Here is a 23,563-nt window from a genome sequence, read left to right on the forward strand (position 1 = left end):
GTGTTCCTGGGCTTGCCGGTGGACGGGTCGCTGCGCGGCGACGGCTGTTCGACAGTGTCGGGTGGGGGTAGCGAGTCAGTCGCATGAGGGGGCCTCCTGGCTGGGCCTCACGGGCGTCGACGACCGGCGGGCGGGTCCGTGCGAGCGGTGCGGTGCTGGTCGTGCGGGCACTCGGGTCCCGCGCCCCCTAACTCCGGATTTCGGGCCGTCTGGATGCACCGGGCGCGGGAATTTCTGCGCCAGTTCCGGACTGGTGCGTGTCACGTTGCGTAGTCGCACCCGGTGCGTCGACGAGCGCCACGACAACGGGCGCACGACAGTGCCGGCCTGGTGTTCGCCCGCCTCGCGCGCTGGTGTTGGCGCGGTGTCCCCGCGGGAGTCGTCATCGTTGTCCGTACCGCGCTCGGCTAGATACGACGCCAGCTGAAGTTCGGCGCGATGTCGGGCCTTTTGAGCCGCCTTGTAACTCTGGCCACGCGCATGGGCGGCTTCGATCAGCGACAACTCGCCGAAACGGGTCGCCGAGATCAACGCGGCCTCCGCAGCCGTGATCACGCCCGCGCGCACGGCGGTCGCGAGCACGAGGTCGGGGTGACCGCTCGGGGGCTGTGGTGGCCGGGACCCGAAGTCGTTGACGTCATCGACCGGGGTGGCCGCGTCGAGCGCTTCCCGCAGCGCGGCGGCGCCCGTACGGTAGGCCGCCCACCGCAGGCGCACGAGGATTGCTGGCCGGTCCAGATCGATCTCGCCGAGCGCTTCGAGGAAACCGCTCAACACGGCGGCGTGGATCTCGTGCCAGTCGCCGCGCAACCGTTTGGTCAGCGAGGCCGCGACCGGCACCAGAACCGGTAGTGCGAGCCCGACACAGGCCACGGTCCAGGTGCGGCCCTCGGCGCGAGCGCGGACGATCAGATACGTCCACGTGGCATCACGGGTCGCTTGCGTGCAGTCCTTGTGCAGCAGGAGCGCCCCCAGCTCATCCACGGGCACTGGCCCGGACGGGAGCCCGGGGATCTCGCTGCCCTGGACGCACACGGGATGCGGCCCGGTCACCAGCCACTCGAAACTGGCGCCAGCGATATCGAACACGCCGTCCTCGCCCACGTATTCGGGAGTACGGCGAAACGCGAAAACCCGCGCGTCGGGATCGTTTTCCGACAGCGACAAATCCATGTCGACCACTCCTGGAAATGGCGGAATCAGTGCGGCCCCAAGAAAGCCATCCCGACCGCCCCAGAAAAGCCTCACAACCGCCCCGTTAGCGCCTCAACCTCGCCCCAACAGCGCACCCAACCCAGCCGCGGTCCCCACCGATGACCGTCGCGCCGATGACAGTGCATCCTCGAGTTTCACGAGTGCGAGACACCGCGCGACACCTGGTGAGCGGCGATGAAACGCCCCGCTCCAACGCCGACCGCAGGGGCCGTCTCACGTAACGAACGCGAGAACCTGACCTGGGACCACGCCGCGACCACAGGGCGTGGGAGCTCGTCGACCACGTCCGCGCGAAACCGGCCTCCCGCCCGTCGACGTGGAGCCCAGCGAATTCGCGTAAGGATGCTTCTCAGGCCACTAGCCAACGTTTGGCGTGGCCCGGCGGGACCGAGAAGTCGTCCAATTTTTTTCTGTTTCCGGGTGTCTCCAAACGGCCGATTTTCCGGAGTTAGGGGGTGACAGCAAAAGACAGCCGGATCTCCCGTCCGGTGACCGCCATTTGGGAGGCACCCATGGCCCAGCGCTCGCAGCCCTCGGCCGACCGTCCAGCCAACCGGCCGCAGGCCCGACGCGACACGACACGACCGCCCCGCACCCGCCGCGGTGGCGACCGCGCGCCGTATCCGGGAGCTCCGTTCCCGACCGCGCGCCCCGCACGAAACTCCCGTACCGCCACACCCGCACGCCAGCATCCGAACCGGGCACGAGCGACTCCTCGAACTGGTGCACCGAACCCGATCCCGGCCACCGTGTGGGCGACCGGCTCAGAACCGATCGATCCGCACGACCCGTGGCCCACACCGATCGTGCAGGCCGCGACAACCACCTTCACCGACCCCGCGGACCGGGTGCTGATCCTGCCCTGGCCCACCGTCGACAACACCCCCGACAACGACCCCGACCAGAGCACGACCACACCACCACAAAAGTCAACCATGGTTGACGCTCCGGTTGCTGCGTGCCGGGTCGTCACCGGTCTTGGTCGCAGCGCCGAGACCGTGCAACCCGACCCGCATCGGGTTGCTCCCCGGCGGTCGCCGCGGCCGTTCTGGGACGAGTTCATCGACGAATCCCCCGCGCAGGCTCCCGGTGTACCGGCACCCCGGAGGCAGTCCCTCACCGAGGAGCACGCCGCCTCGGATCACGCGGTCACCGCAGCGACCGCGAACAACGCGGACGGTGCGGAGTTGGTCCTCACCTCACTCCCGAGTACCGGCGGATGCGAAGGCTCGGCGGATCGGATCGCGCGCGCCGCGGCGCGGTTGCTGCGCTTCGGCGGGATCCTCGCGGTCTATACCCACAGTGACTGGAATCAAGGCCGGCTGACGGACCCGACCGGCCCGATGATCGCCGCCGCGCAGAACGCCGACCTGCTCTACCTCCAGCACATCGTCACCCTGCTCACCCCCGTCCACAACGGAGCGCTCGCTCCCGCCGCCCCGCCACCCGGAGACGACGAGCAGACCCGCTTGGTCCACCGCGCCCAGGTCCGCGGACTGCCCGTACCGCACGTGCGCACGCACGGAGACCTGTTGGTCTTCGCTCAAGCCCACCCCCACCCCGCCACACCGGGCACACCCCAGTGACCCCTCCGCGCCCGCGCGCCAGCGCACTGGCCACCGCGCCCACTCCGCCACCCATCCCATCCAGTCCGTCGAAACGTGCGAAAGACAGGTGCCCCATGCCGCACACCCCAACCCCCGCATCGGCCACGAACACCACAGCACCGGCGAACACCGGAACCGGTATCGCGGCCGAGTTCGCCGGAGACGACACGCCCACCGTGCGCATCCCGCAGACCACCAAGACCAACGCCGGTTCCCCGGGCGCCGATACCACCCGCACCGGCCAGTTCGACGGTGGCGACCCGGTCGCACCGATAACCGCGACCACCCATCCCGATGGGCTGCCGGGCTCGGTGTGGGCGACCGCGCAAACCTCCCCGACCGCGCAACGTAAAGGTCGTTATGTCTCGGACTCGACCGCGCACCCGGCCAAGATGCTGCCCGCCGTCGCCGCGCACGCGATCACCCACTACACCCGGCCCGGCGATCTCGTGTTCGACCCTATGGCGGGATCCGGTACGACCCTGGTCGAGGCAATCGACGCGGGACGCCGCGCGGTCGGGATCGAGTACGAACCGCACTGGGTCCGCGTCGCGCAAGCCAACCTCGAGCTCGCGCGCGAACGCGGCCATGGGCACGACGGCCAGGTGTTCACCGGCGACGCCCGCCACCTCGAAACCCTGCTGCCCGCCTACTATCACCAGCAGGTGGCGTTGGTGGTGACCTCTCCTCCGTATGGGCCCTCGGTCCACGGGCAGGTCTCTACCGCCGGCACCGACTCACATGACGGGAAAGTGCATAAGTTCCACCACCGCTACGGCTCCAGTCTGGATCGCGGCAACCTCGCCAACGTCGGCCACCACCGTCTGCTCGCGGGATTCACCCGCATCCTCACCGGCTGCGCCACGGTGCTGCGCCCGGGCGGGCACGTCGTGATCACCGCCCGGCCCTGGCGCGAACATTCCGAACTGATCGATCTGCCCAGCCAGATCATCGCCTGCGGCCACCGGGCCGGACTCATCCCCGTCGAACGCTGCGTCGCGCTGCTGGCCCGCGCCGCCGACACCGACCTCGTCGCGCGCGGTTCCTTTTTTCAACGGGAGTTCATCCGCAAACAACGCGAACAAGGCTTACCGCTGCACCTGATCGCCCACGAAGACGTGATCTGCCTCCGCAAACCACTCCACCCCCACCCACCCCACCAACCCCGCCACTTCGCCCCGCCGGACAAGCTGCCGCGCCTGACGCACGTGCCCGGCAGGGGGTGGCAGGCATGAGCGCCCTCGTGCATTGCCGCGACTGCGGCTGGGAAGCCCGCTACCGCCGTGCCGCCGCCGCGCACCGTGCCGTGACCCGGCACCGCTGCCCGCACCCCGACGACCACGCCACGCGCCAGGCGCGGACACGGGAGGCCCAGCATGTCCACTAAACCAACCCCCTCCAACAGCAGCGAAACCGAGGCAGCCGAGGCCCTGCGGTTCGTGTCGAGCGAGGGACCGGTGATCGGGTCACTGTGCACCGGGGTGGCCGGGCTCGACCTCGGCGTCAGCGCCGTGCTCGGTGGCCGGATCGCCTGGTACTGCGAACCCGACCCGCACGCCGCCACCATCCTGGACGCTCGACTGCCCGGCATCGCCAACCTCGGCGACCTGCGCGCCGTGGACTTCGCCTCCGTTGAACCGGTCGAGGTACTCACCGCCGGGTTTCCGTGTCAGGACATTTCCGCGGCCGGTCGGCGCGCGGGCATCGAGAAAGGTGTACGAAGTGGACTCTGGCACAGCATCCTGGACGCCATTCGCCTACTACGACCCGCGCTCATCGTCGTGGAAAACGTCGCCGCACTGCGCTGGCGCAACGGCGGACTCGACCGCGTACTCGCGGGGCTGGCCGAAACAGGGTATGACGCGATCTGGCGTTGCCTACCAGCCGCCGACATCGGAGCAGCCCACCGCCGAGAACGCGTCTTCCTCTGCGCCGTCCCCCGAACGGCCACGAAAGCGCCAGACATCGACTGCACCGGCACGCAACGACAACCCCGGCGATCCGGCACCATGCCGGACGGTCGAGGACGGGTTGGACCGCAACGACGTCGTCAACCCGAACGCACCAGCAATGCAGCTGTTGCCGACGCCGACCGCGGCGGACTCCCGGTCGGCAGCGATCCAAACCGTGCAGAAACCGGGCCGCCCGATCCCAGCCGGGTGCGTGACCCTGACCGACATGGTGCGCCTGCTACCGACGCCGACCGCCTAGGACGCGAAAAGCTGCACCCGCCACACCCACGACTGCGGCGCCTCCCTGCCCGACCGCGCACGCGCACTGACCACACGCCCGACGTCACCGAGGACTCCCGCCCGCACAGCACCACACATCCGGGCACGAACGAAGAAGTCCTAGCCACCGGTGCTCGGCCAAGCGCAACGCTGCTGCCGACACCGACCGCGCACGATGGCTCGTCCAACGGAATCTCCGCCGCATCACGACAAGGCGGCCCATCGCTGCTCGACACACTGCGGCTGCTGCCGACACCCCGGGCGACAGATGGCACGAAAGGCTGCCCGGCACAGCGCGGCTCCAAGGGTGATCTGATGCTGCCCTCGGTCGTCATCGCCGTCACCGCACCCAACACCGCCACGCCGAAGAGCTCAGCGACGCGGAAGAGGGGTGTACAACCGTGACGACGCATCGGCACACCGAGTTGGTGGACTGGGGCGACTATGCCGCCGCGGTGCACCGCTGGGAACGCATCACCGGCCGCCAGGCGCCGTACCCGACCCAGCCCGGGCGACATGGACGGCCCGTTCTCTCGCCAGCGTTCGTGGAATGGCTCATGGGCCTACCACCCGGATGGGCCACCCACCCGCAACTCGGCCTACCGCGAACCGCCTAGCTACGGGCGCTGGGTAACGCCGTCATGCCAGCCCAAGCCCGCCACGCCGTGAGGTTGTTGCTCGACGACCTGGCCCTGCTCGGCGATTCTCCGCCGCGCCAACGCTCGGGCGATAGGTCCAACCGTCGAAGGCACAGCCACAGCTTCAGTCGGCCACACCACGAAGACACCGCGCGCAGTGCTCGAGCTCGCCACCCGGGCTCGACGGTTCGCCCCACCGCGACACGGACCCGGACGTCACGCCCTTCGACCCGTCCAGCACGCCCCGGGACCACGAGGCGCTGAACGAATTGCGAGTCACCGCACCTGTCCGTGGCTGGGGTGCCATGCGCCATCCATCTGATCCACACCGAAAGCGGACCATGCCAGGCGCACCAGTCGTATGAAATCGCCGAAAACCCGTACCGGTAGTAAAGGTCCACATCCGACTGCCCGAACCGGATGCGCGGCTGCCGGGACCTTGAATACCCGCCTTCCGTTTCAACCAGGCGAACGCTCTGAAAGTCGAGACACGACATGGCAAACAAGCACAACAAGAAGTCCAAGCTCACGGAGAAACTCCTCCACACGCCCAAAGAAGCCGCTGACATGCTCTCCATCCGAGAGTCGTGGTTGCGGCGCAAAGCAGGCCAACGCAAGATCTCGTGTACCTATGTCGGTAAGCACCTGCGTTTCTCGGACGCCGATCTCAAGTCACTCGTCAACTCGGGGGAGGGGCGCCAGACCTCGCGTACGCGAAGGATACGACGCTAGTAGCCCACCCGAGTCAAACGCCTCATCCGTAGAGTTTTCTCAGGTTTCCTGGTTGCTCTCCGGTGACACGCGAGCGTCCATAGACGACAGCGTCGTCCCACCTTGCCCACCACACCGATCGGAAGGGGTTCACCGTGGCGTGGCCCGAGCCCACCGGCAACAACAGCTGGCGTGTCCGGTACCGGCGTACCGACGACACGATCGGATCCATCCCTGGCTTCAGCACCCGAAAAGAAGCCGAAGACTACATCGCCGACATGGGAAGCGAACAACGCAAAGGCACCTGGATCGACCCAGCAGGCGGCAAAACCCTTGTCGAAGACTGGAGCCTTCCCTGGCTCGAATCGCTCGACATCGACCGGCGGACCGAAGATAACTACCGCAGCATCATCACCAACCACATCGACCCGAAATGGGGAAAACACTCCCTCGACCAGCTGTCGAACCTCAAAATACGTGCCTGGGAAAAACACCTCCTCGCCAACGGTCTTGCCACAGCCACGGTCAATAGCATCATCAAATGCTTCTCTCTGCTCCTTGATGATGCCGTCGATGAGAAACTGATCGCGACCAATTCGATCCAACGACGTCGACGCGGCAAACGCCGCCGCACCCGGCGCGCCCCCCGTAAAGTCTGGCCTTACCCGAGCGAAGTCCTCGACATCGCCGACCAGATTGCCTACTACTACGGTCCAGCCGGAGCAGCCCTGGTCGTCCACGCAGCCTGGACCGGCGCCCGCTGGGGCGAAAACGTCGGCCTCCAACGCATCAACACCCATCTGTTCGACGATGACACCGGACACATGACCGTCGATCCTGAAATCGGTGCGCTCCACGAACTCGACGACGGACGGCTCTACCTCGGGCCACCCAAAACCGAAGAGTCCGCGCGGACCATCAGCTACCCGCCTTTCCTCGTCAGGCTGCTACGTGCACATCTGCAATCGCACACACACCGGCATGTGTTCACCACCCCACAACACACCCTTCACCGGCGCAGCAACTTCCGTCGCCGCGCCTTCCGACCGTGCGTTGAAGGGAACCCGCACGTCACCAACCCGGAGCTGCGCGTGCAACCAGTCAAATCGGGGTTGACCTTCCACGGCCTCCGCCACGGGCACAAGACCTGGTTGATCGAGGATGGGGTACCCGAGATAGCCCAAGCCCTGCGACTCGGCCACGTGTTGCCCGACAAAGTCCAACAGACCTACTCCCACGTCGCCAACACCGTCGAGCAACGCCTGCTCGACGTCCTCCAAACGCGCTGGGAGAAAGCCGTCGCCAGCAGCGCCACTCCGGACGAATACACGGCTTGGCGCGCGAACGCATGACGCTGTCGATGCCGTGTTAGAGCGGGTTTCCTAGTGCCGAACTGGAACGCACCTCCTCGTCCGGGGCGTGTCAGACGATCTGACACTCCCGGCACACAGGGGCCGCTCCTGCTCGGCATCGACACCCTGCGTGCCTGGATATAGTCCCGGTCGTCTCCACCGGGATCGTGGAAGCCATCCGCCAGCTGCACCTGGCCCGGGCTAGCGTGGTCAAGGCTCGTACCAGTGCTCTGAACCAACTCCGCGAACTGGTCATCACCGCGCCGACGGCAGTCCGTGAGTCGCTGACTGCGAAAACCCTAGCCAGCAAAGCCAGCCAAGCCGTCGACTGGCGGCCGACCGGCACCGGATCCATGACCCGGTACAGGCTGCCACGCTCGCGCTACGCAGCATCGCTCGTCATGTCGGCTACTTCGCCGAAGAGGTCACGGCACTCGACGAGCACCTCACAGGCTTGGTACGCCAAGCTGCGCCGCGCACGCTCACCCTGCTTGGGATCGGACCCGTCCATACCGCGCAGCGACTGATCACGGCCGGCCAGAACATCGACCTGCTCCACAGCGACGCGGCATCCGCCCGCGTCTGCGCAGCCGCTCCGACCCCCGCCTTCTCCGGCAAAACCACCTGCCACCGGCTCAACCCCTTCGGCGATCGCGACGCCGACCGCACACTGCACCTGATCACCGTGGTCCGTCTGCGCTACTGTATCCGAACCCGCGCCTACGCAGACCGCCGGAACATCGAGGGACTATCCAAACGCGAGATCATCCGCTGCATCAAGCGCTACCTAGCCCGCGAGCTATACCACGCACTCCGCACCGCCCGGATGGTCCCGGATTGCTCGATCTACGTGAGTACCTTCCCCTCGGCCGTCTTCGAATTGCTTCGGTTCTACACTGAGCCAGAGTGGAGAGTCAAGGAGGTCTAGCGATCGTGTGCCTTGAACAAGTGACTGAAATGCCAGTGCGGGTCGCCGATGCAGATAGCCAACAGTTCCAGTCGGCAAGTGCGCCGCGTGGGTGACCGGTGAGGACCCCTGGATCAAGCCGTGACACCACGTGGCCGCTCATTCGCGAGGCGGGCGTTGAGCTGCTGTACGACCATGGCTACGAGAACATGAACACCCGCCAACTGGCCCACAAGGTGGGTATGAAGCCAGGTTCCTTATACTATTACTTTGACAGTAAAGAAGCGTTCCTTCATCGCGTGGTCATGGAGCTTCTTCAGGATATCGTCGATGACCTCGATGCACAGCTCGAAGGTGTCCAGAGCCCGGCGACGCGGCTAAAGCTGTATATCGAGACACTTGTCAAATGGCATGTTGACAACCACAAGGAGTCTTTTATTGCCCGAATGGAGGTCCGCAGCTTTTCGCCGGAGAAGTTTGAGACCTACATGGACCTGCGCGATCGCTTCGATTCAGCGCTAGACGACATCCTGGTCGCCGGTTACGAGGAAGGGATGTTCGTCCGGGATCCTGAGCACCTCATTCGCATCTCGGTGCTCACGATGATCACGGGTATCACTGTGTGGTTTCGCCCCGACGGCTCGTCGGGGCGAAAGGAACTGACCGCCTTCTACACCGATATCGTGCAGCGCATGGTCAGTTCGCGTGATCTCCGATCGGGCCCTGTTAGAGACAGCGACAACTTATGCACTCGGCCCGATCCGGAGGGACCACTCAGTCAAGCGCGTCGGCCGTCAGGCACCCGTAAACGTTGAGATCGGTCCTGTGCACGGTCGCGAAGTCGCCGTCGGTGAATCTCCACGGGACAGGACCGGACTACACCGGGGAGGCTCGCATTCAATCCGGGAGTAACCCGGAATCGCCGACTCGCTTGACTCTGGCTTCAGCGAGATCGGCAACACCGAATGCACAATGCTGCCTGGCCTCGTTGCGCATACTGCTGTATATCTCCGATCGCTGGCTCGTCACTTGAGCACAGGCTGGCTTTGCCAGCGCCGTGAAAGAGGGCAAGAGGCGCGAAGGTACGAGCCCGCGCTGTTGACCGGCGTCCATCGACTGCGCGAGGAGCGGTTTGGCCGAGCGTTCGCTGTCGCTTCCCGCCGAGGGGATCTGCCTTGTCAGCGCTGCTAAGCCTCTTTTTCTGTTGTAACGACCTGATCGCCGCAGCGATATGGGTTGCGTTTGGGCCGCCGTAGGCGGCCTCCTGTGTACAACAGGCGCTCGGCCGTGCCGACTGGGGAGTGCGCCCATTTGAAGCTCCCCTTCGTCGAGTTCCCCTGAGCGTGATCTCGGTACGCCGAGCATGGCCGTTCCCCGGCGAGGACGGTGGCACATCATCATCTCGCGACTGCAAAACGACCCTCGGCGTGAAGAGCGCGTCTTGTTACTGGCGGACCCAGAGAGCCATCCGCCCGTACCGGAGCGATCGTATCTCGGTGAAATAGCGGATGTCTGTCGGCGGCGAGTACTGGCTGATGTCGGTCAGCAATCACCTCCGGATCGACCTGTCGTGCACGGACGTATCGCCGCACGTTCGAGTCTTCGTTCGTGGCGAGTTGTGAAGCGAAGTCTGTCCCTTCCAAGTCGACGTGGAGTTTACTACCGTGCCATGATAGTGCTGCGCTATTCTAGCGTTAGTTTGATTCATGGCAAGGAGAGTGTATGTACCAGGCTTGCACGCACATCGCGTTGGAGGGCGCAGCGGCCAGCGGCTCGACTCGGAGCTGCCAGAAGCGCAAGATGCCCGGATCTCGAAGGCAAGTTCGTCGCCGATCTCGGGCTGCAAAAACGCGAATGGCGTGTGGGCGCCGGCTCGGCCCAAGTCGGCAGGCTCACTAGCGCTCCGGAACTGTGAAGAGCGGTAAGAAGCCCACGGCAAGAACCTTGGCGGTGCGCCGCTACTACGAAGAAAGAGGTACGCCATGAACCTGACTATGTTGCTTGAGATGGCCGTGTCCGGCTTTGGGGAGCGCACAGTGGTGGGAAACGCTTCTGGCGGCTTCACTCCAGCCCAACTAAAGGAGATGGCGCTCACCGGGGCTGCGTCCATAGCGGATGGCGGCCATGACGCTGTCGCTTACCTTGCCACGAATGGCCCCGCGTTCCCGGTCGCCATGTTCGCTGCGTCGTACGCGGGAGTTCCGCTGGTGCCGATGAACTATAGGCTCGGAGCTGAGCAGCTCACCCGGCAACTCGATAAGCACGCACGGGCACTACTCATCGCCGACGGTCCGGTGCGGATGGCTCTGGAAAACGATGGCCGTGATTTCTCCACACCGGAAGAGTGGCTCGAGCGCACGTCCCGGGTAGATCAGGACGCCGGGGCGCCGGCCGACGCCGGGGAATCATCGCCCGCGGTCGTGATTTACACGAGCGGGACGACCTCCGCGCCCAAGGGGGTGCTTCTGCGTCACCACAACCTGGTGTCTTACGTGTTGTCGTCGGTAGACTTCGGGTCCGCGGCCGCGGACGAAGCGGCCCTGGTGAGTGTGCCGCCTTACCACATCGCAGCAGTCGCCAACGTTATCTCCAACCTCTACGCCGGACGGCGGACGGTCATCCTTGATCAGTTCAATGCGGATGAGTGGCTAATCGCGGCGCGTCGCGAAGGGGTGACCAACGCACTCGTTGTACCGACGATGCTGTCCCGCATCCTCGACTATGGAACCGACCTGTCGATCCCGACGCTGCGCACCCTTGCCTACGGTGGCGCGCCTATGCCGCGTTCAGTGATACTGCGAGCCTTAGAGACATGGCCCCGAGTCGGCTTCGTCAACGCGTACGGTCTCACCGAGACCAGCTCGACCATAGCCGTCCTTAGCCCGGAAGATCACCGCGCGGCACAATCGAGTTCGGACCCTACCGTCCGAGCACGGTTGTCCTCGGTGGGAAGGGCCATTCCCGGACTGGACTTGCGCATCTTCGGGGCCGACGGAACGGAGGTCAGCGCGGGTGAGCTCGGGCGCGTATGCGTGCGCGGCGACCAGGTTTCTGCGGAATACGCTGAAACCGGCAGGGTTGTGGACGGTGGCGGCTACTTCGACACGCGTGACCAGGGCTATGTCGATGAGGAAGGATATCTCTTCGTCATCGGCCGCGCGGATGACACGATCATCCGCGGAGGGGAGAATATTGCGCCCGCGGAGATCGAGGATGTGCTGTCGCGCCACCCTGCCGTGCTTGATGTCGCCGTGGTCGGCGTCCCGGATGACGAATGGGGGCAGCGTCTCGAAGCAGCGGTAGTGCTGCGGGATGGTCAGCATATTGACCTCAGTGATCTTCGCGGCTTTGCCCGGAGGGCCCTCCGATCGAGCAAGACTCCCGAGCGATTCGTCTGCTGGGATGCGCTACCCAGGACAGAGACCGGCAAGCTCGTCCGACGCGAAGTGCTGAACAGACTTTTGGGCGAGCCAGGGGTTTCACGGGTTGAGTGAAGTGTGACCCGCTACACGCGCTCGTGTGCTAATCTAACTATCGACCGAATGAATGGTGGTCGACCCCGACCCGTGGGTCGCATGCATGGCAAAGAGGGCATCATGGGACGCAAGAGCGGCGTGTTTTTCGTCAACCAGCGCAAAGTTCCGGCCTATCCGGACGGAACGAAAACAGTCGACCAGATGTGCGTCTCTTATGACCTTCTGTCAGAGGTCGCGAGTGGACGGGTGCCGATCGTGCTGCTCCCCGGCGGTTTCCATACCAGCGTGTGTTACGACGAAACCCCGGACGGCCGTCCGGGCTGGAAGAGCTACCTCCCAGAACGAGGGTTCTCGGTCTACCTTCCCGAACCCGTGGGGCATGGACGATCTGGCTTTGATCACGCCCTCATTGATAAGGCGCATTATGAGAACAAGGCTGAATTGCTGCCACCGATCCTCTCGTTCAGCCAGGAGGTCGCTTGGGGCGTCTTCCGGTTCGGACCGTCGTATCCGGACTTCCATCCGGGCACTCAGTTTCCGCAGGACGCGATCGATCACTACTGGGCGCAGCTGGTGCCGAACGCCGAGGTGTTTCAGGCCGACCCGAACGGGGTGACGGTCGACGCCCTGGGGCTGCTCCTCAAACGCATCGGGCCGGCTGTTTTGGTTGGGCACTCACAATCCGGCCGCCATGTGGTACCAGCGGCGATGCGGTACCCAGACCTGGTCCGGGGGGTCATCAACCTGGAGCCAGCATGTGGAGCCTACGGCGATCCGGCCTCTCCGCCGCCACTGTCGCTGCCCGATATCGCCTATGAGGACGGACTCGACGATCTGGCGAAGGTTCCGTTCCTCTTCGTCTGGGGAGACAACCTCGCCGAAGCCCCATTCTGGGAGAGCCAGATCGCGTGGGTCGAGGAGTTCTCGACCAACGTCACTAAGGCGGGCGGCGATGTCTCGCAACTTTCCTTGCCGGAGGTTGGCGAGCCGGGAAACACTCACTTGATGATGCTGGAACTCAACAACCTCGCGATCGCTGACCTGCTTGTCCATTGGATCGAGTCTCATGTGGAGTGTACACGCTAGCATCGATCCGTTGCCTGCGCGGAAGTCAAGACGTCGTGGCTCAACGCCAGCCCGGAATTTGTGCGAGATCTTGCGTGAGGCTCTAGGGAACGCCCGAACACGGGACAGCCTCGCCCGCCACCGGGACGACCCTAACCCAGTAAGTGGTCGAAACTCGGATCAGGCAAGGTCGATTGATGCGAAGTGCAGTCATTGTGGACATTGTACGGATGGCGAATGAAAGGACGGAATACGTCATAGTAAATGATAGTAGAGAGCAAAAAGGATCAAGAAAAGGGGTAGTGACTGATGGTATGTGCGCATCGCGCCGGTCGTGCAAGGCTGGGAGGTATCCTTGCTCTGTCGGTAGCATTATTCTGTACGGTACTAACCAATTCCGCCGCGTATGCAACTGGAGCATCAAGCGGCAAGTGTAACGAGGTCAAGGTTCCTGTTACAGTTGCAGGCCTGAAGGGAACCATCGACGGCACGCTGTGCGTGCCCGAAGGGGCCTCGACATTGCAAATTCTCGTGCCTGGTCATACCTTCAACAGGAAAATGTGGGACGTATCGTATAAGTCGGATACGTATTCCTATGTTGACCACGCGAACAAGTCTGGATACGCGACGTTAGCGATAGACCGTTTGGGTACCGGCACATCGTTCCGACCACCTAGCCCATTGGTCACTTATGAGAGCAGTGTGGACACGGTGCACGCAGTCGTGGAAGCGGCGAAGCACGGAAATTTTGGTAGGCAGCTATCAAAGATCGTCCTTGTCGGGCACAGCATGGGGTCCGGGATTGTGTATGGTGAAGCCGGAAAGTATAAGGATATTAATGGATTAGTTATTCTGGGTGGTGGCCATGAAGATGACTTAGACTATATGCTGCGATTTTATGTCCCCCTGGTTCGGCCGGCAGAGCTAGACCCAAAGTTTGCCGGGAAAGGGTATGACCCAGGATATATTACTACAATCGACCACAGCGTCTTTGTGAATAAGGCAAATATTGATCCGGCGCTTCTTCATCTTAACGAAACTGAATTCAAAAGCGTAGACAGTCTGATAGCTCTTCTAACATATTTTAAAGAGTTTCCCGTCAATCGAACGATGTTGAACTTGTCGAAGCGTATCAATGTACCGAGTATCACGATCAATGGTTCTGAAGATCCCTTCTTCTGTCGAGGTGCCAGTATGCTTCCGCATATTACCGATGGTGTGAATCCCTTGCAGGCGCCTGACTGCAGTTCTGGCGAAGCGCTAGCGAACTTCGAACGACCGTTCTTCGGACCGAATGCGGTCGTGAGGGCGCAAGTGGTGCCGAATGCTGGCCATGGAGTGACGATCGAACGGACGGCTCCTAAATTCTATCGAGCCGCCACGCGGTTCCTCGATCAGTATGTGGGCAGTTAAGAGAATATGGCCTATTTGGAACGGGCAATGCCGAAGCACGATTGCGTCGAGTCTGACACGGCGTGTGCTACGCTGGTAAACGATGCGCCAAGGAGGCAGTACGGCCGAAATTACGATTATCGGTCATCTCGATTGGAAGTGCGCGTTACGTGGAATGTTCCGTGAGGTGGACGGTGGCCCCATCTGAGTAACTTCGCGGGGTTCTGCTTGTTGTTCAAGGAACTGGCCAGCGGCGTGAACCCTAGTTGATCATGGACGCACCCATTGGTCGATATTCCTCTTGCGGCAGAAGGAAGATCGGTCCAAGGGCGACGTGATCAGTGTGCATGATGTCTATTGGGTGCAGGCGTTCGGGAACCTGAATTGGTCCCGGCAGGAGCTCTCCGATTGCCTAGCTGCGCGAGCGGATGGGCTGTTCGAGTTGGCGGACGCGGTGTTGTGTACCGGTGGGAGAGGCCGGTCGTTGGTCGGGGTGTCCCTGGCGCCGGAGCATCGGCGTGGGAACGGCGGCTTGTACGACCCGATCAACAACGGCCGGATCGACCGCGGACGACGCTGTCCGGACTTTCGTTCACCCAAGCTGGCGACGGGCGGCTGATGCTGGCGGTGATGTCTGCCCGTGGCTGCGGCCCAGGGAGGTAACCTGTCCGGATCGCTCGTTCTGTCACACATACGGGCGAGGTATCGACGAGCACCACATGATCCCTGGCTTGCCGTATTCCGTCGTCGTAGCTCTGGGGTCCGGTCGAACCTCGTGGACGGCAGTGCTTGACGCGACCCTGCTGCTGCCCGGCGCCGACGTCGCCGCGGTGACCACCGAACAGATCCGCGACGTCGTCGAACGGCTCATTGCCGCAGGCCAGTGGCAGGCTGGTGACTTGGATGTGCTTGTGGTCCTCGACGCGATCCTTCCGAGGGAACTGAAATCTCCGCACGTTCCGATGACTCAGAGTCACCTCCAGTGTGCGGGTGGCGTGAAATGCCTGGGCTGGAGTCATCCAGCTTCAGTAGAACGCGCTACTCGATGGCATCGATAAGGCCCCAGTCAAAGGCGGTTGTGACGTCCAGTGGACGCCCGGTGAGGGCGAGAAACAGCGTGCGCCAACGACCGATGCGGCGCGCGATGCTGACCGTGCCACCGGCGCCGGGAATCAAGCCCATGCCGACTTCCGGAAGCCGAAACACAGTGCCGGGTCGTGCGATGACAGTTCCGGCGAAGGCAGGCAGTTCGATCCCCGCGCCGACGCAGGTGCCATGCACGTGGACCTCGGTTCGGTCGGCCAGTTGGTATAGCAGTCGGCCTGCCCCTGCGCGGGTGCGCACCAGGTGCGCGGTTGTTAGGTCGGGGGTTGCGCCGAACTCGTCGAGATCGCCCCCTGCGCAGAAAGAAGGGCCCGCGCCGTCGAGGACCACTCGGGCGATCGTGGAGTCGAGCGAGACGAGCTGCAGTGCTTCGACGAGGGCGTCCCGGACGTCGCGGCCGTAGGCATTGCGCCGCTCGGGCCGGTTGAGCGTGATCAGGAGGCGCTCTCCGGCGCGGTGTACAAGCACCGGCGGCTCCGGCGCCGGTGGTGGAAGTGGGCGGGGTCCCCGGAGTGCCAACCAGCGGGCGAACTCGGTACCGCTGAGCAGTGTCGAGTACGCGAACGACTCCAGGTCAAGCGCCGCTGAGACGTCAAGTCTTGTCGCGCGCAGCACCTGGGCCAACACTAGCGCGGCTTGCGGGTTCGCCTTGGCCGCCGAATGCAACAACTCGGCGTCCGCCCAGGGGTCCGCGCACCCCACGACTTGCGCACCGATCACGCCGTCCTGCGGCACCAAGGTCACGTCCAGTGCAACCGCCATCTGGCTATTGACGGCTCCCGGCTCGCGGGTCGAGACACCGACGCGGAGCCGGTCGGCAGGAGGCGGCGCCAGGGTTGCCTGGCTGTCGAGGTCTACCATGACCAGCGGCTCGATGAGCCCACCGTCGTTGTCGAGCAAAGGTCGTTCCATCGGATCGAACAGCTGTGGCAGCACGGTATAAGTCTACTCAACAAGCGCTTGGTCGCAGACTTTGCCGCGGCAGACAGTCGTCATAACCAGTCCGGCATCCGGCGCAGCCAGTGCTTCGGCCAGAGGCACGGTGAGCAGGCACAGATCCGCCGGTGCCCCGGCGGCGACTCGGCGCGGCGGGCCAGCCGGGGCGGTCAGAGGTGCTAGCAGGCCGTCGAGAACGCGGCGTGGCGACACTCGTTCATCCTGTCCCAGTTCGCGGGTCGCCGCTGCTGCGAGAATCCGCCAGGGATCCTCGCTTGCGAACGGCGCGTCGCTGCTGGGCGCCACCGACACCCCGGCAGCGAGCAGGCTCGCGTACCGGTAGAGGTCACCGTGCTCGGCTTCGGGGATGTCGGCCCGGTACTCGGGTCCGCGTTCGGCGACGAACCCGGGCTGGGTCACCACCACCGGTCCGACCTCGGCCAGTAGCGGCAGCGCATCCGCGGCCACGACCGCTGCGTGTTCGATCCGGTCCCCCGACACCGTGCCAACCTCACGGAGCACGGCAAGCGCGACGATGAGCGATTCTCGGGTCACCGCGTGGATGGCCACCGCCCGGCCTGCGGCGTGTGCTCGGGTGATCTCGGCATGCAGAGCGTCCCAGCGCGGTGGTTCGTGGTCCGGGGGAAGGATCTTGTGCGGGCCCAGCGTCACGCCGTCCGGCAGCCGAGTGTCGGTCGGCACGCCCAGCAACTGCAGTCGCTGAGGCAAGCCTGAGCCCGTCAGCAGCGCGACAGCTTCCGGCGACAGGTTCGGGGTCGCGTCGGTGACGCCCGTAATGCCCAGTGACAGCAGGCGTCGTCCCGCTGCCGCAAGGTCTGGTGGTGCTTGTTTTCCCATGCGCTCATGCAGGAGCCCGTCTGCCCGCCACAGCTGGCCGTCATCGTGCTCGGCGAGTAGACCGAGTTCGGTGAGTGCCCGCGTGTTAAGCGTCCACAACGCCCCGCCCCGGTGCTGTACCCGCACCGGCCGATCGGGGACCAGCTGGTCGAGCATGTGCCGATCGAGCACTCCTGCCACCCGCTCGTGATAACCGATCCCACGCACCCACGATCCAGAGGCTGCATGGAGCGCGCGAGCCAGCTCATCGAGGCCGCTGACCTCGGGCGGCCCGCAGCGCACTGATCCAGCGGCCGCGGCTAGCGACATCAGGTGTAGATGGTGGTCGTGCAGGCCGGGCAGCAAGGCGCCACCCAGCGCGTCCAACACAGCCTCTGTGGGCTCCGGACGTAACTCACCGCTCTCGGTGACTATCTCCCCGCGAATGCGGACGTCGACAATATGACCGTCGACCTCTGCGCGCCGGATCAGAATTCCCGTCATTGCACACCAAGCTCGGCCAGTACCCGTGCCGTATGCGCCCCCAGTTGCGGGGCAACACCCGCGGGTAGGCGGGCGAAAGGTTCCGCTATATCGAGATCGCCGCCGGGCTCTGCGCGTGTATCCAGTACGGCCGCGACCTGCTCACGAAGAGCTAGATCCGCCAGCCACCGGCCACCGGCCATCCGGCACGCTACTGCGACCAGCGCTGCGTTTACGCCGGTCATCGGGTCGGCGACGGCGTCGCCGCACGGCGCCGGAATCCCGGTCTCCGGATCGAAGGCGAGCAAACCGGCCGCCAGGGCCGTGTCGTCCCCGAATCCGACGGCGTTGGCCCACGGACCCGTCCGTCCATAGGCGGTGATACTCAGCCAACACTTGTCCTCGGCGCGCTTCAGCGAATCCTCAGCATTGATGCCCATCTGCCGCAACGCCCGAGGCCGGGACGCCTCGATCACCACGTCTGCTGCATCCACTAAGGCGGTCAGCGCGGCGCGTCCCTCGGGGGTGGCGAAGTCCAGCGCTACCGATTCTTGCCCAGCATGCAGCAGATCAAAGAAGTCGCGCGGACCGAACCTGGCCCCGTCCGGTCGGTGCACGCTCTCCACTTTCACCACCCGTGCCCCCAAGGAAGTGAGTATGTGTCCGCACAGCGGCCCCGCCCACAACGCCGATAGATCCACGACCAGCGTCGGCGGCAATTCCCATCGGCGCGGCCGTGCCTGGCCGCTGAGTACGAACGGCCGCACCTCATCAGCCTGCCCACGGGCGACCAACTGCTCGTCATGCCCGGCGGGTAGCGCCGCCGCGGGCAGGCCCAACAGTCGCGCTCGCTCAGCGAGCTCCCTGGCGCCATGTCGCGCAACGCCCGCTTTGAGAGCCGGTGCCGGATCCTCCAGCCAGGCCGGAAGCAGCTCGCGGTCCGATTCCCGAGCCAGGTTCACCCCGAGCCAGCCGTCAGCGGCCCGTAGCACCCGAAACGCTCCGCCCGCCGACTGCGGCGCGCCTCGCCGCAGACCCGCGAACGCCGCCCGCTCAGACAACACCCGCACATCGGGTAAAGCCGCGTCCCGCCCGCCGACGCGGACAAGCAAGCCCGTCGCCAGCAGAGCGCCCTGCACCGCACTCGCCACATGGCACGGCGCCCTTAACGGCGGGCCATCCAGGCGCCCGGTCAGTGCCATCGCGCCCGACGCCGCCCATGCTGCCGCCTCGCCCGCGCGTTCGGCATGACAGCTGACGGTGGCCCCCAGCCAAGACAACATTCGCGCGGCATGCCAAGCGGCGGGGCCATCTCCGGCCACAGGCAGACACAAGCCCGACAGCGGTCCTGCCGTCGCATCCCGGTCGATGGGCTGCCTCCTACGAACAAGATCCGGATCACAGCTCTGGACATGGTAGTCCCACTACACTTCGCAGGTAGCAGGCGTGTGAGGAAACACAAGATCGCCCCGCTGGCCTGTTCTTCCCTGACCGACAAACATCCAATCCCGCATACACTTGACACTCGAGAGCCATGCACCTGCGCCGCGCCGGCGTCGGCGATGCCGGCAATCGCCGTGTGTCTGGATCATAAAGACGCCCGTTCACGCAGATTCACCCCCATACTGGTCTCAAACCCAAAGACAGGCCCCGGACCCCACCACGTCATGCCACCGGACGCTACCCACCTGCGGATGCTCCGTGCCTTCCTGGGAAGGTTATGAGGCCTCTCGTTATCCGGGCAGTGACTCCGACAGTTCCCTTTGTCTGACGGATCCGCTGCGCTCCTCGGGGTATCGGCGACGTCGAGACGACACCCTTTATCCAGATTCCAGATAACAACACGTCGATATTCGCACATGACCGATCCTCATGCGCTCGAACTGGTAGCCGTCGAACGCCTGCACAACGATGAAGCCGAGGGACCCGCTCGCTGCCAACGCGACTTGGGTCATGCCGCGTTTCGGATCGTCACGGCGAACCATGTGCAGATGTTCTCAGGTTACCCCGCATTCCAGCGCACTCAGGCTGATGAGCAGTCCAAAGCCGCTGCGGCACAGCCTGTACAGCTTATCGGAGCGCAGGCAAGCCCGGACCATCCGTCACATGAGCAGTCGGTTCCGCGTCTATCGGCATACCCATAGCGGCGGGAAGATCATCTACTTGTCGTCGGCCCATCCACGACCGTCTCCGCGTCTCGCGGCGTATGTCACACCCGCGAATGTGACGTCATTCGCCCCTCCTCGTTCCGGATCAGCTCCGGCACGTCTCGGTCATCGTCTATTCCAGACGCGCCTGGAGTTCGACTCCCCTTAGTAAATACTGTTTGATCTCAGTAAATTCGAGAATCCCCTCAGTGCCACCTTCACGTCCCCAACCAGACTGCTTGACACCGCCGAACGGCTCAGTAAGGCAAACGCCAGCCTGGTTGACGGCCACCGACCCGGAGCGCACTCGCCGGGCCAGATCGAGAGCCGTTTTCTCATCACCGCCGTAAACTGATCCGGCGAGCCCAAATTCCGTCCCGTTCGCGATTCGAACAGCGTCGTCGACGGTGTCATAAGGAATGACGACAATGATCGGTCCGAATACCTCGTGTTGAGCGATATCCATCGTCTCATCTACATCTACGAGGAGCGTCGGTTCGAAGAAGTAGCCTTTTTCGAGATGGGGAGGCCGACGTCCGCCCGTGGCAATCTTCGCGCCCTGTTTTATGGCGCCCTCGAGCATATTCTGAACCCGACCGAGTGCCCGCACGTTGCCCAGTGGACCCATGTCGTTCGACGGGTCGAAGGGATCGCCGACTGAGATCGATTCGAATGCCTCCACGAGTTTGGAGACAATGTCATCGTAGCGCGACCGTGGAGCGAGAATGCGGGAGAGAGCAACGCAGCTCTGCGCTAACCCTCCGATGCTATTGGGAACCAGGGTTGACATCACCTCGTCCAGATCAACGTCGTCCATGATGATCGCGGGGGATTTTCCTCCAAGCTCCAGAGCGGTTCGCGCTAGACGCTTCGACGTACGCCCGACTACCTCGACTGCCGCGGGTATGCCGCCGGTCATGTGAACCATGTCGATGCCCTTATGCTCGACGAGGTAACGACTTGTCTCTAGGTCTACGGGCAGCGCACTGACCACGCCGGCCGGGAATCCCGAGATGCGGGCGGCCTCGGCCACTAGCCGAGCTGTGAGTTGGGAGTCTGGCGCGAATTTCATGATGACGGGGCAACCGGCGAGCAGGCCCGGGATGACCTTCATGCCTTGCTGTATCACGGGACCGTTGTAAGTGAGGACGGCCAGAACAGTTCCTATGGGGATCCGCTCGAGGAGCACCTTGCTCGTGGGTGTTTCACGAATCTCCTCCCAGGGCAAATCAGGAGCGAGCTCAATCGCTCTCTCCCAGATAAGTCGACCGGCACTGCCATTGATAGTTTCGCCGTGCAGCAGAGGGAACCCGGATTCGAAGGTCCAGGCTCGGTTCAGATCGGGCAGCCGCGCGACGAGTTCCTCACCGAACCGGGCGCAGACGGATGCGCGTTCCGCTGGGGCCATCCGAGGCCATGGGCCGGTGTCGAATGCTTCGCGTGCCGCCGCAACCGCGGCATCGGCGTCAGCAATAGAAGCCAGTGGAACGCTGGCGATGGTCTCCTCGGTTGAGGGCATCACCACGTCCCAGGTATCGACGCCGGATCCGGCCACCCAGTCACCAGCGATGAACAGTTTGTCGAGGCCTGGGATATCAATGTCCAGTGTGCGCTGTTTCGTCATTTGTGTCTCCCTCAAACATGGCCATAAGCACGTTTCTGTCAGCGGATAATGAAACCCGCATCCACCGGAAGCTGTACGCCGGTCACATATTTGGCGCCATCGCTCACCAGCCAGGCGATGGCATCGGAAACGTCCTTGGGCTCAAGCGAATCGACTGGAAGTGCGTTGGTCATCATCGCCTCCATCCACGGGGAGTCGCCTTCGGAGATGAGCCTTTCTATGGCGTCGTTCTGTGTCATGCCGCTAGCGACGCCGGTAGGGTGAATCGTGTTGACTCGGATGGAATGGGGAGCGAGTTCTAGGGCGAACACCTGCATGAGAGCCACGAGCCCCCGTTTGGCCGCGCTGTAAGCCTGGACACCCGCATTGGGAGTCCCGGTTCCCTTGATGCCGGTTGTCGAACTCGTCATCACGATTGATCCACCGCGACCACCGTTGACGAGTGCGGGAATCGTCGCTCTGCAGGTATTCCAGACCCCTGTGAGGTTCACATCGATGATGTCTTTCCACTCGGTAGCAGGATCGTCCTCGTGGAATCTGACAATTCCTGCGTTCGCCAGAACGATATCGATGCGACCGAACTCTGCAAGACCCGCGTCCACGACCTTCTGCAACGCAGGTTGATCACGGACATCGCCGACCTCGGCCAGGATTCGCCCTCCTTCGGCCTCCACCAATCGCGCAGTCTCCTCAAGGTCGGACAATGATGAATTAGGATATTCCATCGAGGGGATGTTCTGACAGATATCTACTCCAATGATATCCACACCTTCACGCGCCAGCCGCAAAGCGTGAGAGCGCCCCTGACCACGGGCAACACCCGTGATGAAAGCAACCTTTCCCGACAAATCCGATGCCATCTGGTTATTCCTCTCGATTGTCCCGTTTCTCGACGAACATAACTCCGCACCTGCGAACGGAACGCGCTACTCGACGTAGGCGAACGAGCACTGGCTTGAGCCGACTCAAGAATTAATCTGTCGTTCGATAGTTATCTTAGTCACCAGGTAGCACAGCTGCAAGCCCTCCTTCTGTATTATCAAACTCCTCAAAGGAACAACATCTGGCGCGGCGCAGTTGAAACTGGGAGCGGAGAACTGGCTTGGGCATGGGTCTCGACGTTTCATACGCGGCAGGTGAAGCTATCGTTTCCGAGCTATGCTGCGCCACAGCTTGACCAGCTGTGGCGCCGAAATTATTTTTCAGAGTCGACAGCGTTGAAAGTAATGTGCTGACGTAATCGGCCACCGAACTGGAATCAAGATTCCCCATAACAGGTCTTAGATATCCTGAGTCCCGTGCGACCAGCCTTTTGCTGCGTCAAATAAACTCAGGAGTAGGGGAACTGGGTGTTCGCCGCGGTGCGGAAAGTGTGTTGGTCGTCCGGGTGTACGCAACCAGATGGGCTGCACCCTCATTTTCGGTCCCATCCAAGCCGTCTGGTCAGTCCTAGGCTCCGCGGTAGCTGTTTGCGGCTTAGTTAGTCCGATGAAGGAAGCTTCTTCGCATCCTTTTGGACAAGCGGAGTTCCGCCCACCGACAGTATCCCGTTGCCGCCCTTGATGACTAGGAGCTCGACGCCTGTTGTGTCGTCGGCGTAGCGCTTGCCTAGCAGCACTTCGCCGGCGAAGCGGGGGTCAACTGGTGATGCGGGTGTGGATCGCTCGGCGGCGTCGACGAGGGGCGCTCCGCCGCACCGGAGATCCAGATCGGCGTTACTCGGTGCTTGCACGACCATCACGACGGTGTCGCTGACTCCGCTCGCAAGCTTGCTTCCTGTCCGAACTCGCATTGCGTACTCCCGTCTTTTGTCGCATCGCCTTTCCATCTAGAGAATG

At 63.6% G+C, this 23,563-nt stretch carries 19 protein-coding genes; 12 read left to right on the forward strand and 7 right to left on the reverse strand.

Features of this window, described 5'->3' with window-relative positions; genetic code table 11:
- Nucleotides 1-75 precede the first annotated feature (75 nt).
- A complete protein-coding gene (locus A37U_RS0123730; RefSeq protein ID WP_020499164.1) occupies nucleotides 76-1,173 on the reverse strand; it encodes a hypothetical protein in 1,098 nt (365 codons plus the stop codon).
- A gap of 848 nt (nucleotides 1,174-2,021) precedes the next feature.
- On the opposite strand from A37U_RS0123730, the gene A37U_RS53860 reads away from it, so the two are divergent.
- The 12 genes from A37U_RS53860 (at nucleotide 2,022) to A37U_RS55000 (ending at nucleotide 15,213) form a co-directional block, all read left to right on the forward strand.
- Nucleotides 2,022-2,801 (forward strand): hypothetical protein, encoded by a 780-nt coding sequence (locus A37U_RS53860; RefSeq protein WP_240437663.1) that lies wholly within the window; start codon nucleotides 2,022-2,024, stop codon nucleotides 2,799-2,801.
- A 95-nt stretch (nucleotides 2,802-2,896) separates the two neighbouring features.
- Entirely contained in the window at nucleotides 2,897-4,057 is a 1,161-nt protein-coding gene (locus tag A37U_RS44970) for a TRM11 family SAM-dependent methyltransferase (protein ID WP_020499166.1), read from the forward strand.
- A gap of 141 nt (nucleotides 4,058-4,198) precedes the next feature.
- Nucleotides 4,199-5,458, forward strand: a complete 1,260-nt coding sequence (locus A37U_RS49150; protein WP_020499167.1) for a DNA cytosine methyltransferase — start codon at nucleotides 4,199-4,201, stop codon at nucleotides 5,456-5,458.
- Nucleotides 5,455-5,670 (forward strand): hypothetical protein, encoded by a 216-nt coding sequence (locus A37U_RS48515; protein ID WP_020499168.1) that lies wholly within the window; start codon nucleotides 5,455-5,457, stop codon nucleotides 5,668-5,670. Before A37U_RS49150 ends, A37U_RS48515 begins: the two co-directional genes overlap by 4 nt.
- Before the next feature lie 516 nt (nucleotides 5,671-6,186).
- Nucleotides 6,187-6,423 carry a helix-turn-helix domain-containing protein gene (locus A37U_RS54995; RefSeq protein ID WP_086010821.1) on the forward strand — a complete coding sequence of 79 codons (237 nt, stop codon included), beginning with the start codon at nucleotides 6,187-6,189 and terminating at the stop codon, nucleotides 6,421-6,423.
- A gap of 134 nt (nucleotides 6,424-6,557) precedes the next feature.
- Entirely contained in the window at nucleotides 6,558-7,754 is a 1,197-nt protein-coding gene (locus tag A37U_RS44985; protein ID WP_020499169.1) for a tyrosine-type recombinase/integrase, read from the forward strand.
- A 454-nt stretch (nucleotides 7,755-8,208) separates the two neighbouring features.
- Nucleotides 8,209-8,682 carry a transposase gene (locus A37U_RS44990; RefSeq protein ID WP_020499170.1) on the forward strand — a complete coding sequence of 158 codons (474 nt, stop codon included), beginning with the start codon at nucleotides 8,209-8,211 and terminating at the stop codon, nucleotides 8,680-8,682.
- Nucleotides 8,683-8,780: 98 nt separating this feature from the next.
- Nucleotides 8,781-9,476 (forward strand): TetR/AcrR family transcriptional regulator, encoded by a 696-nt coding sequence (locus A37U_RS44995; protein WP_020499171.1) that lies wholly within the window; start codon nucleotides 8,781-8,783, stop codon nucleotides 9,474-9,476.
- 1,167 nt (nucleotides 9,477-10,643) lie between these two features.
- A complete protein-coding gene (locus tag A37U_RS0123775; protein ID WP_020499173.1) occupies nucleotides 10,644-12,155 on the forward strand; it encodes a class I adenylate-forming enzyme family protein in 1,512 nt (503 codons plus the stop codon).
- 102 nt (nucleotides 12,156-12,257) lie between these two features.
- Complete coding sequence (locus A37U_RS0123780) at nucleotides 12,258-13,223, forward strand: alpha/beta fold hydrolase (RefSeq protein ID WP_157182999.1); 966 nt, start codon at nucleotides 12,258-12,260, stop codon at nucleotides 13,221-13,223.
- 288 nt (nucleotides 13,224-13,511) lie between these two features.
- Entirely contained in the window at nucleotides 13,512-14,615 is a 1,104-nt protein-coding gene (locus A37U_RS50020) for an alpha/beta fold hydrolase (protein WP_083933791.1), read from the forward strand.
- Nucleotides 14,616-14,955: 340 nt separating this feature from the next.
- Entirely contained in the window at nucleotides 14,956-15,213 is a 258-nt protein-coding gene (locus A37U_RS55000; RefSeq protein WP_420806257.1) for a transposase, read from the forward strand.
- A gap of 419 nt (nucleotides 15,214-15,632) precedes the next feature.
- Here A37U_RS55000 and A37U_RS0123790 read toward each other — a convergent pair whose 3' ends face one another.
- From A37U_RS0123790 to A37U_RS50025, 6 genes are all read right to left on the reverse strand, one after another.
- A complete protein-coding gene (locus tag A37U_RS0123790; RefSeq protein WP_020499175.1) occupies nucleotides 15,633-16,634 on the reverse strand; it encodes an enoyl-CoA hydratase/isomerase family protein in 1,002 nt (333 codons plus the stop codon).
- A gap of 9 nt (nucleotides 16,635-16,643) precedes the next feature.
- Nucleotides 16,644-17,975 (reverse strand): amidohydrolase family protein, encoded by a 1,332-nt coding sequence (locus tag A37U_RS45005; protein ID WP_040588634.1) that lies wholly within the window; start codon nucleotides 17,973-17,975, stop codon nucleotides 16,644-16,646.
- Nucleotides 17,972-19,156, reverse strand: coding sequence for a CoA transferase (locus A37U_RS0123800; RefSeq protein ID WP_240437664.1), 1,185 nt, complete (start codon nucleotides 19,154-19,156; stop codon nucleotides 17,972-17,974). The genes A37U_RS45005 and A37U_RS0123800 overlap by 4 nt, the downstream gene beginning before the upstream one ends.
- 1,078 nt (nucleotides 19,157-20,234) lie before the next feature.
- Nucleotides 20,235-21,725: an aldehyde dehydrogenase family protein gene (locus A37U_RS0123810; RefSeq protein WP_020499179.1), complete on the reverse strand. Its 1,491-nt coding sequence runs from the start codon at nucleotides 21,723-21,725 to the stop codon at nucleotides 20,235-20,237.
- A gap of 38 nt (nucleotides 21,726-21,763) precedes the next feature.
- Nucleotides 21,764-22,585 carry a mycofactocin-coupled SDR family oxidoreductase gene (locus tag A37U_RS0123815; RefSeq protein WP_026197537.1) on the reverse strand — a complete coding sequence of 274 codons (822 nt, stop codon included), beginning with the start codon at nucleotides 22,583-22,585 and terminating at the stop codon, nucleotides 21,764-21,766.
- A 620-nt stretch (nucleotides 22,586-23,205) separates the two neighbouring features.
- Nucleotides 23,206-23,517, reverse strand: coding sequence for a hypothetical protein (locus A37U_RS50025; RefSeq protein WP_083933794.1), 312 nt, complete (start codon nucleotides 23,515-23,517; stop codon nucleotides 23,206-23,208).
- Nucleotides 23,518-23,563: the final 46 nt, after the last annotated feature.

This window comes from Sciscionella marina DSM 45152 (assembly GCF_000379465.1).
GTDB lineage: Bacteria > Actinomycetota > Actinomycetes > Mycobacteriales > Pseudonocardiaceae > Sciscionella > Sciscionella marina.

What these genes read in the sequence shown, in the direction of transcription:
- A37U_RS50025 (WP_083933794.1), bottom strand. Translation starts at nt 23,517, where the DNA reads ATGCGAGTTCGGACAGGAAGCAAGCTTGCGAGCGGAGTCAGCGACACC.
- A37U_RS45005 (WP_040588634.1), bottom strand. Translation starts at nt 17,975, where the DNA reads ATGACGGGAATTCTGATCCGGCGCGCAGAGGTCGACGGTCATATTGTC.
- A37U_RS49150 (WP_020499167.1), top strand. Translation starts at nt 4,199, where the DNA reads ATGTCCACTAAACCAACCCCCTCCAACAGCAGCGAAACCGAGGCAGCC.
- A37U_RS50020 (WP_083933791.1), top strand. Translation starts at nt 13,512, where the DNA reads ATGGTATGTGCGCATCGCGCCGGTCGTGCAAGGCTGGGAGGTATCCTT.
- A37U_RS0123810 (WP_020499179.1), bottom strand. Translation starts at nt 21,725, where the DNA reads ATGACGAAACAGCGCACACTGGACATTGATATCCCAGGCCTCGACAAA.
- A37U_RS44970 (WP_020499166.1), top strand. Translation starts at nt 2,897, where the DNA reads ATGCCGCACACCCCAACCCCCGCATCGGCCACGAACACCACAGCACCG.
- A37U_RS0123800 (WP_240437664.1), bottom strand. Translation starts at nt 19,156, where the DNA reads ATGGCACTGACCGGGCGCCTGGATGGCCCGCCGTTAAGGGCGCCGTGC.
- A37U_RS54995 (WP_086010821.1), top strand. Translation starts at nt 6,187, where the DNA reads ATGGCAAACAAGCACAACAAGAAGTCCAAGCTCACGGAGAAACTCCTC.
- A37U_RS0123815 (WP_026197537.1), bottom strand. Translation starts at nt 22,585, where the DNA reads ATGGCATCGGATTTGTCGGGAAAGGTTGCTTTCATCACGGGTGTTGCC.
- A37U_RS0123775 (WP_020499173.1), top strand. Translation starts at nt 10,644, where the DNA reads ATGAACCTGACTATGTTGCTTGAGATGGCCGTGTCCGGCTTTGGGGAG.
- A37U_RS0123730 (WP_020499164.1), bottom strand. Translation starts at nt 1,173, where the DNA reads ATGGATTTGTCGCTGTCGGAAAACGATCCCGACGCGCGGGTTTTCGCG.
- A37U_RS0123780 (WP_157182999.1), top strand. Translation starts at nt 12,258, where the DNA reads ATGGGACGCAAGAGCGGCGTGTTTTTCGTCAACCAGCGCAAAGTTCCG.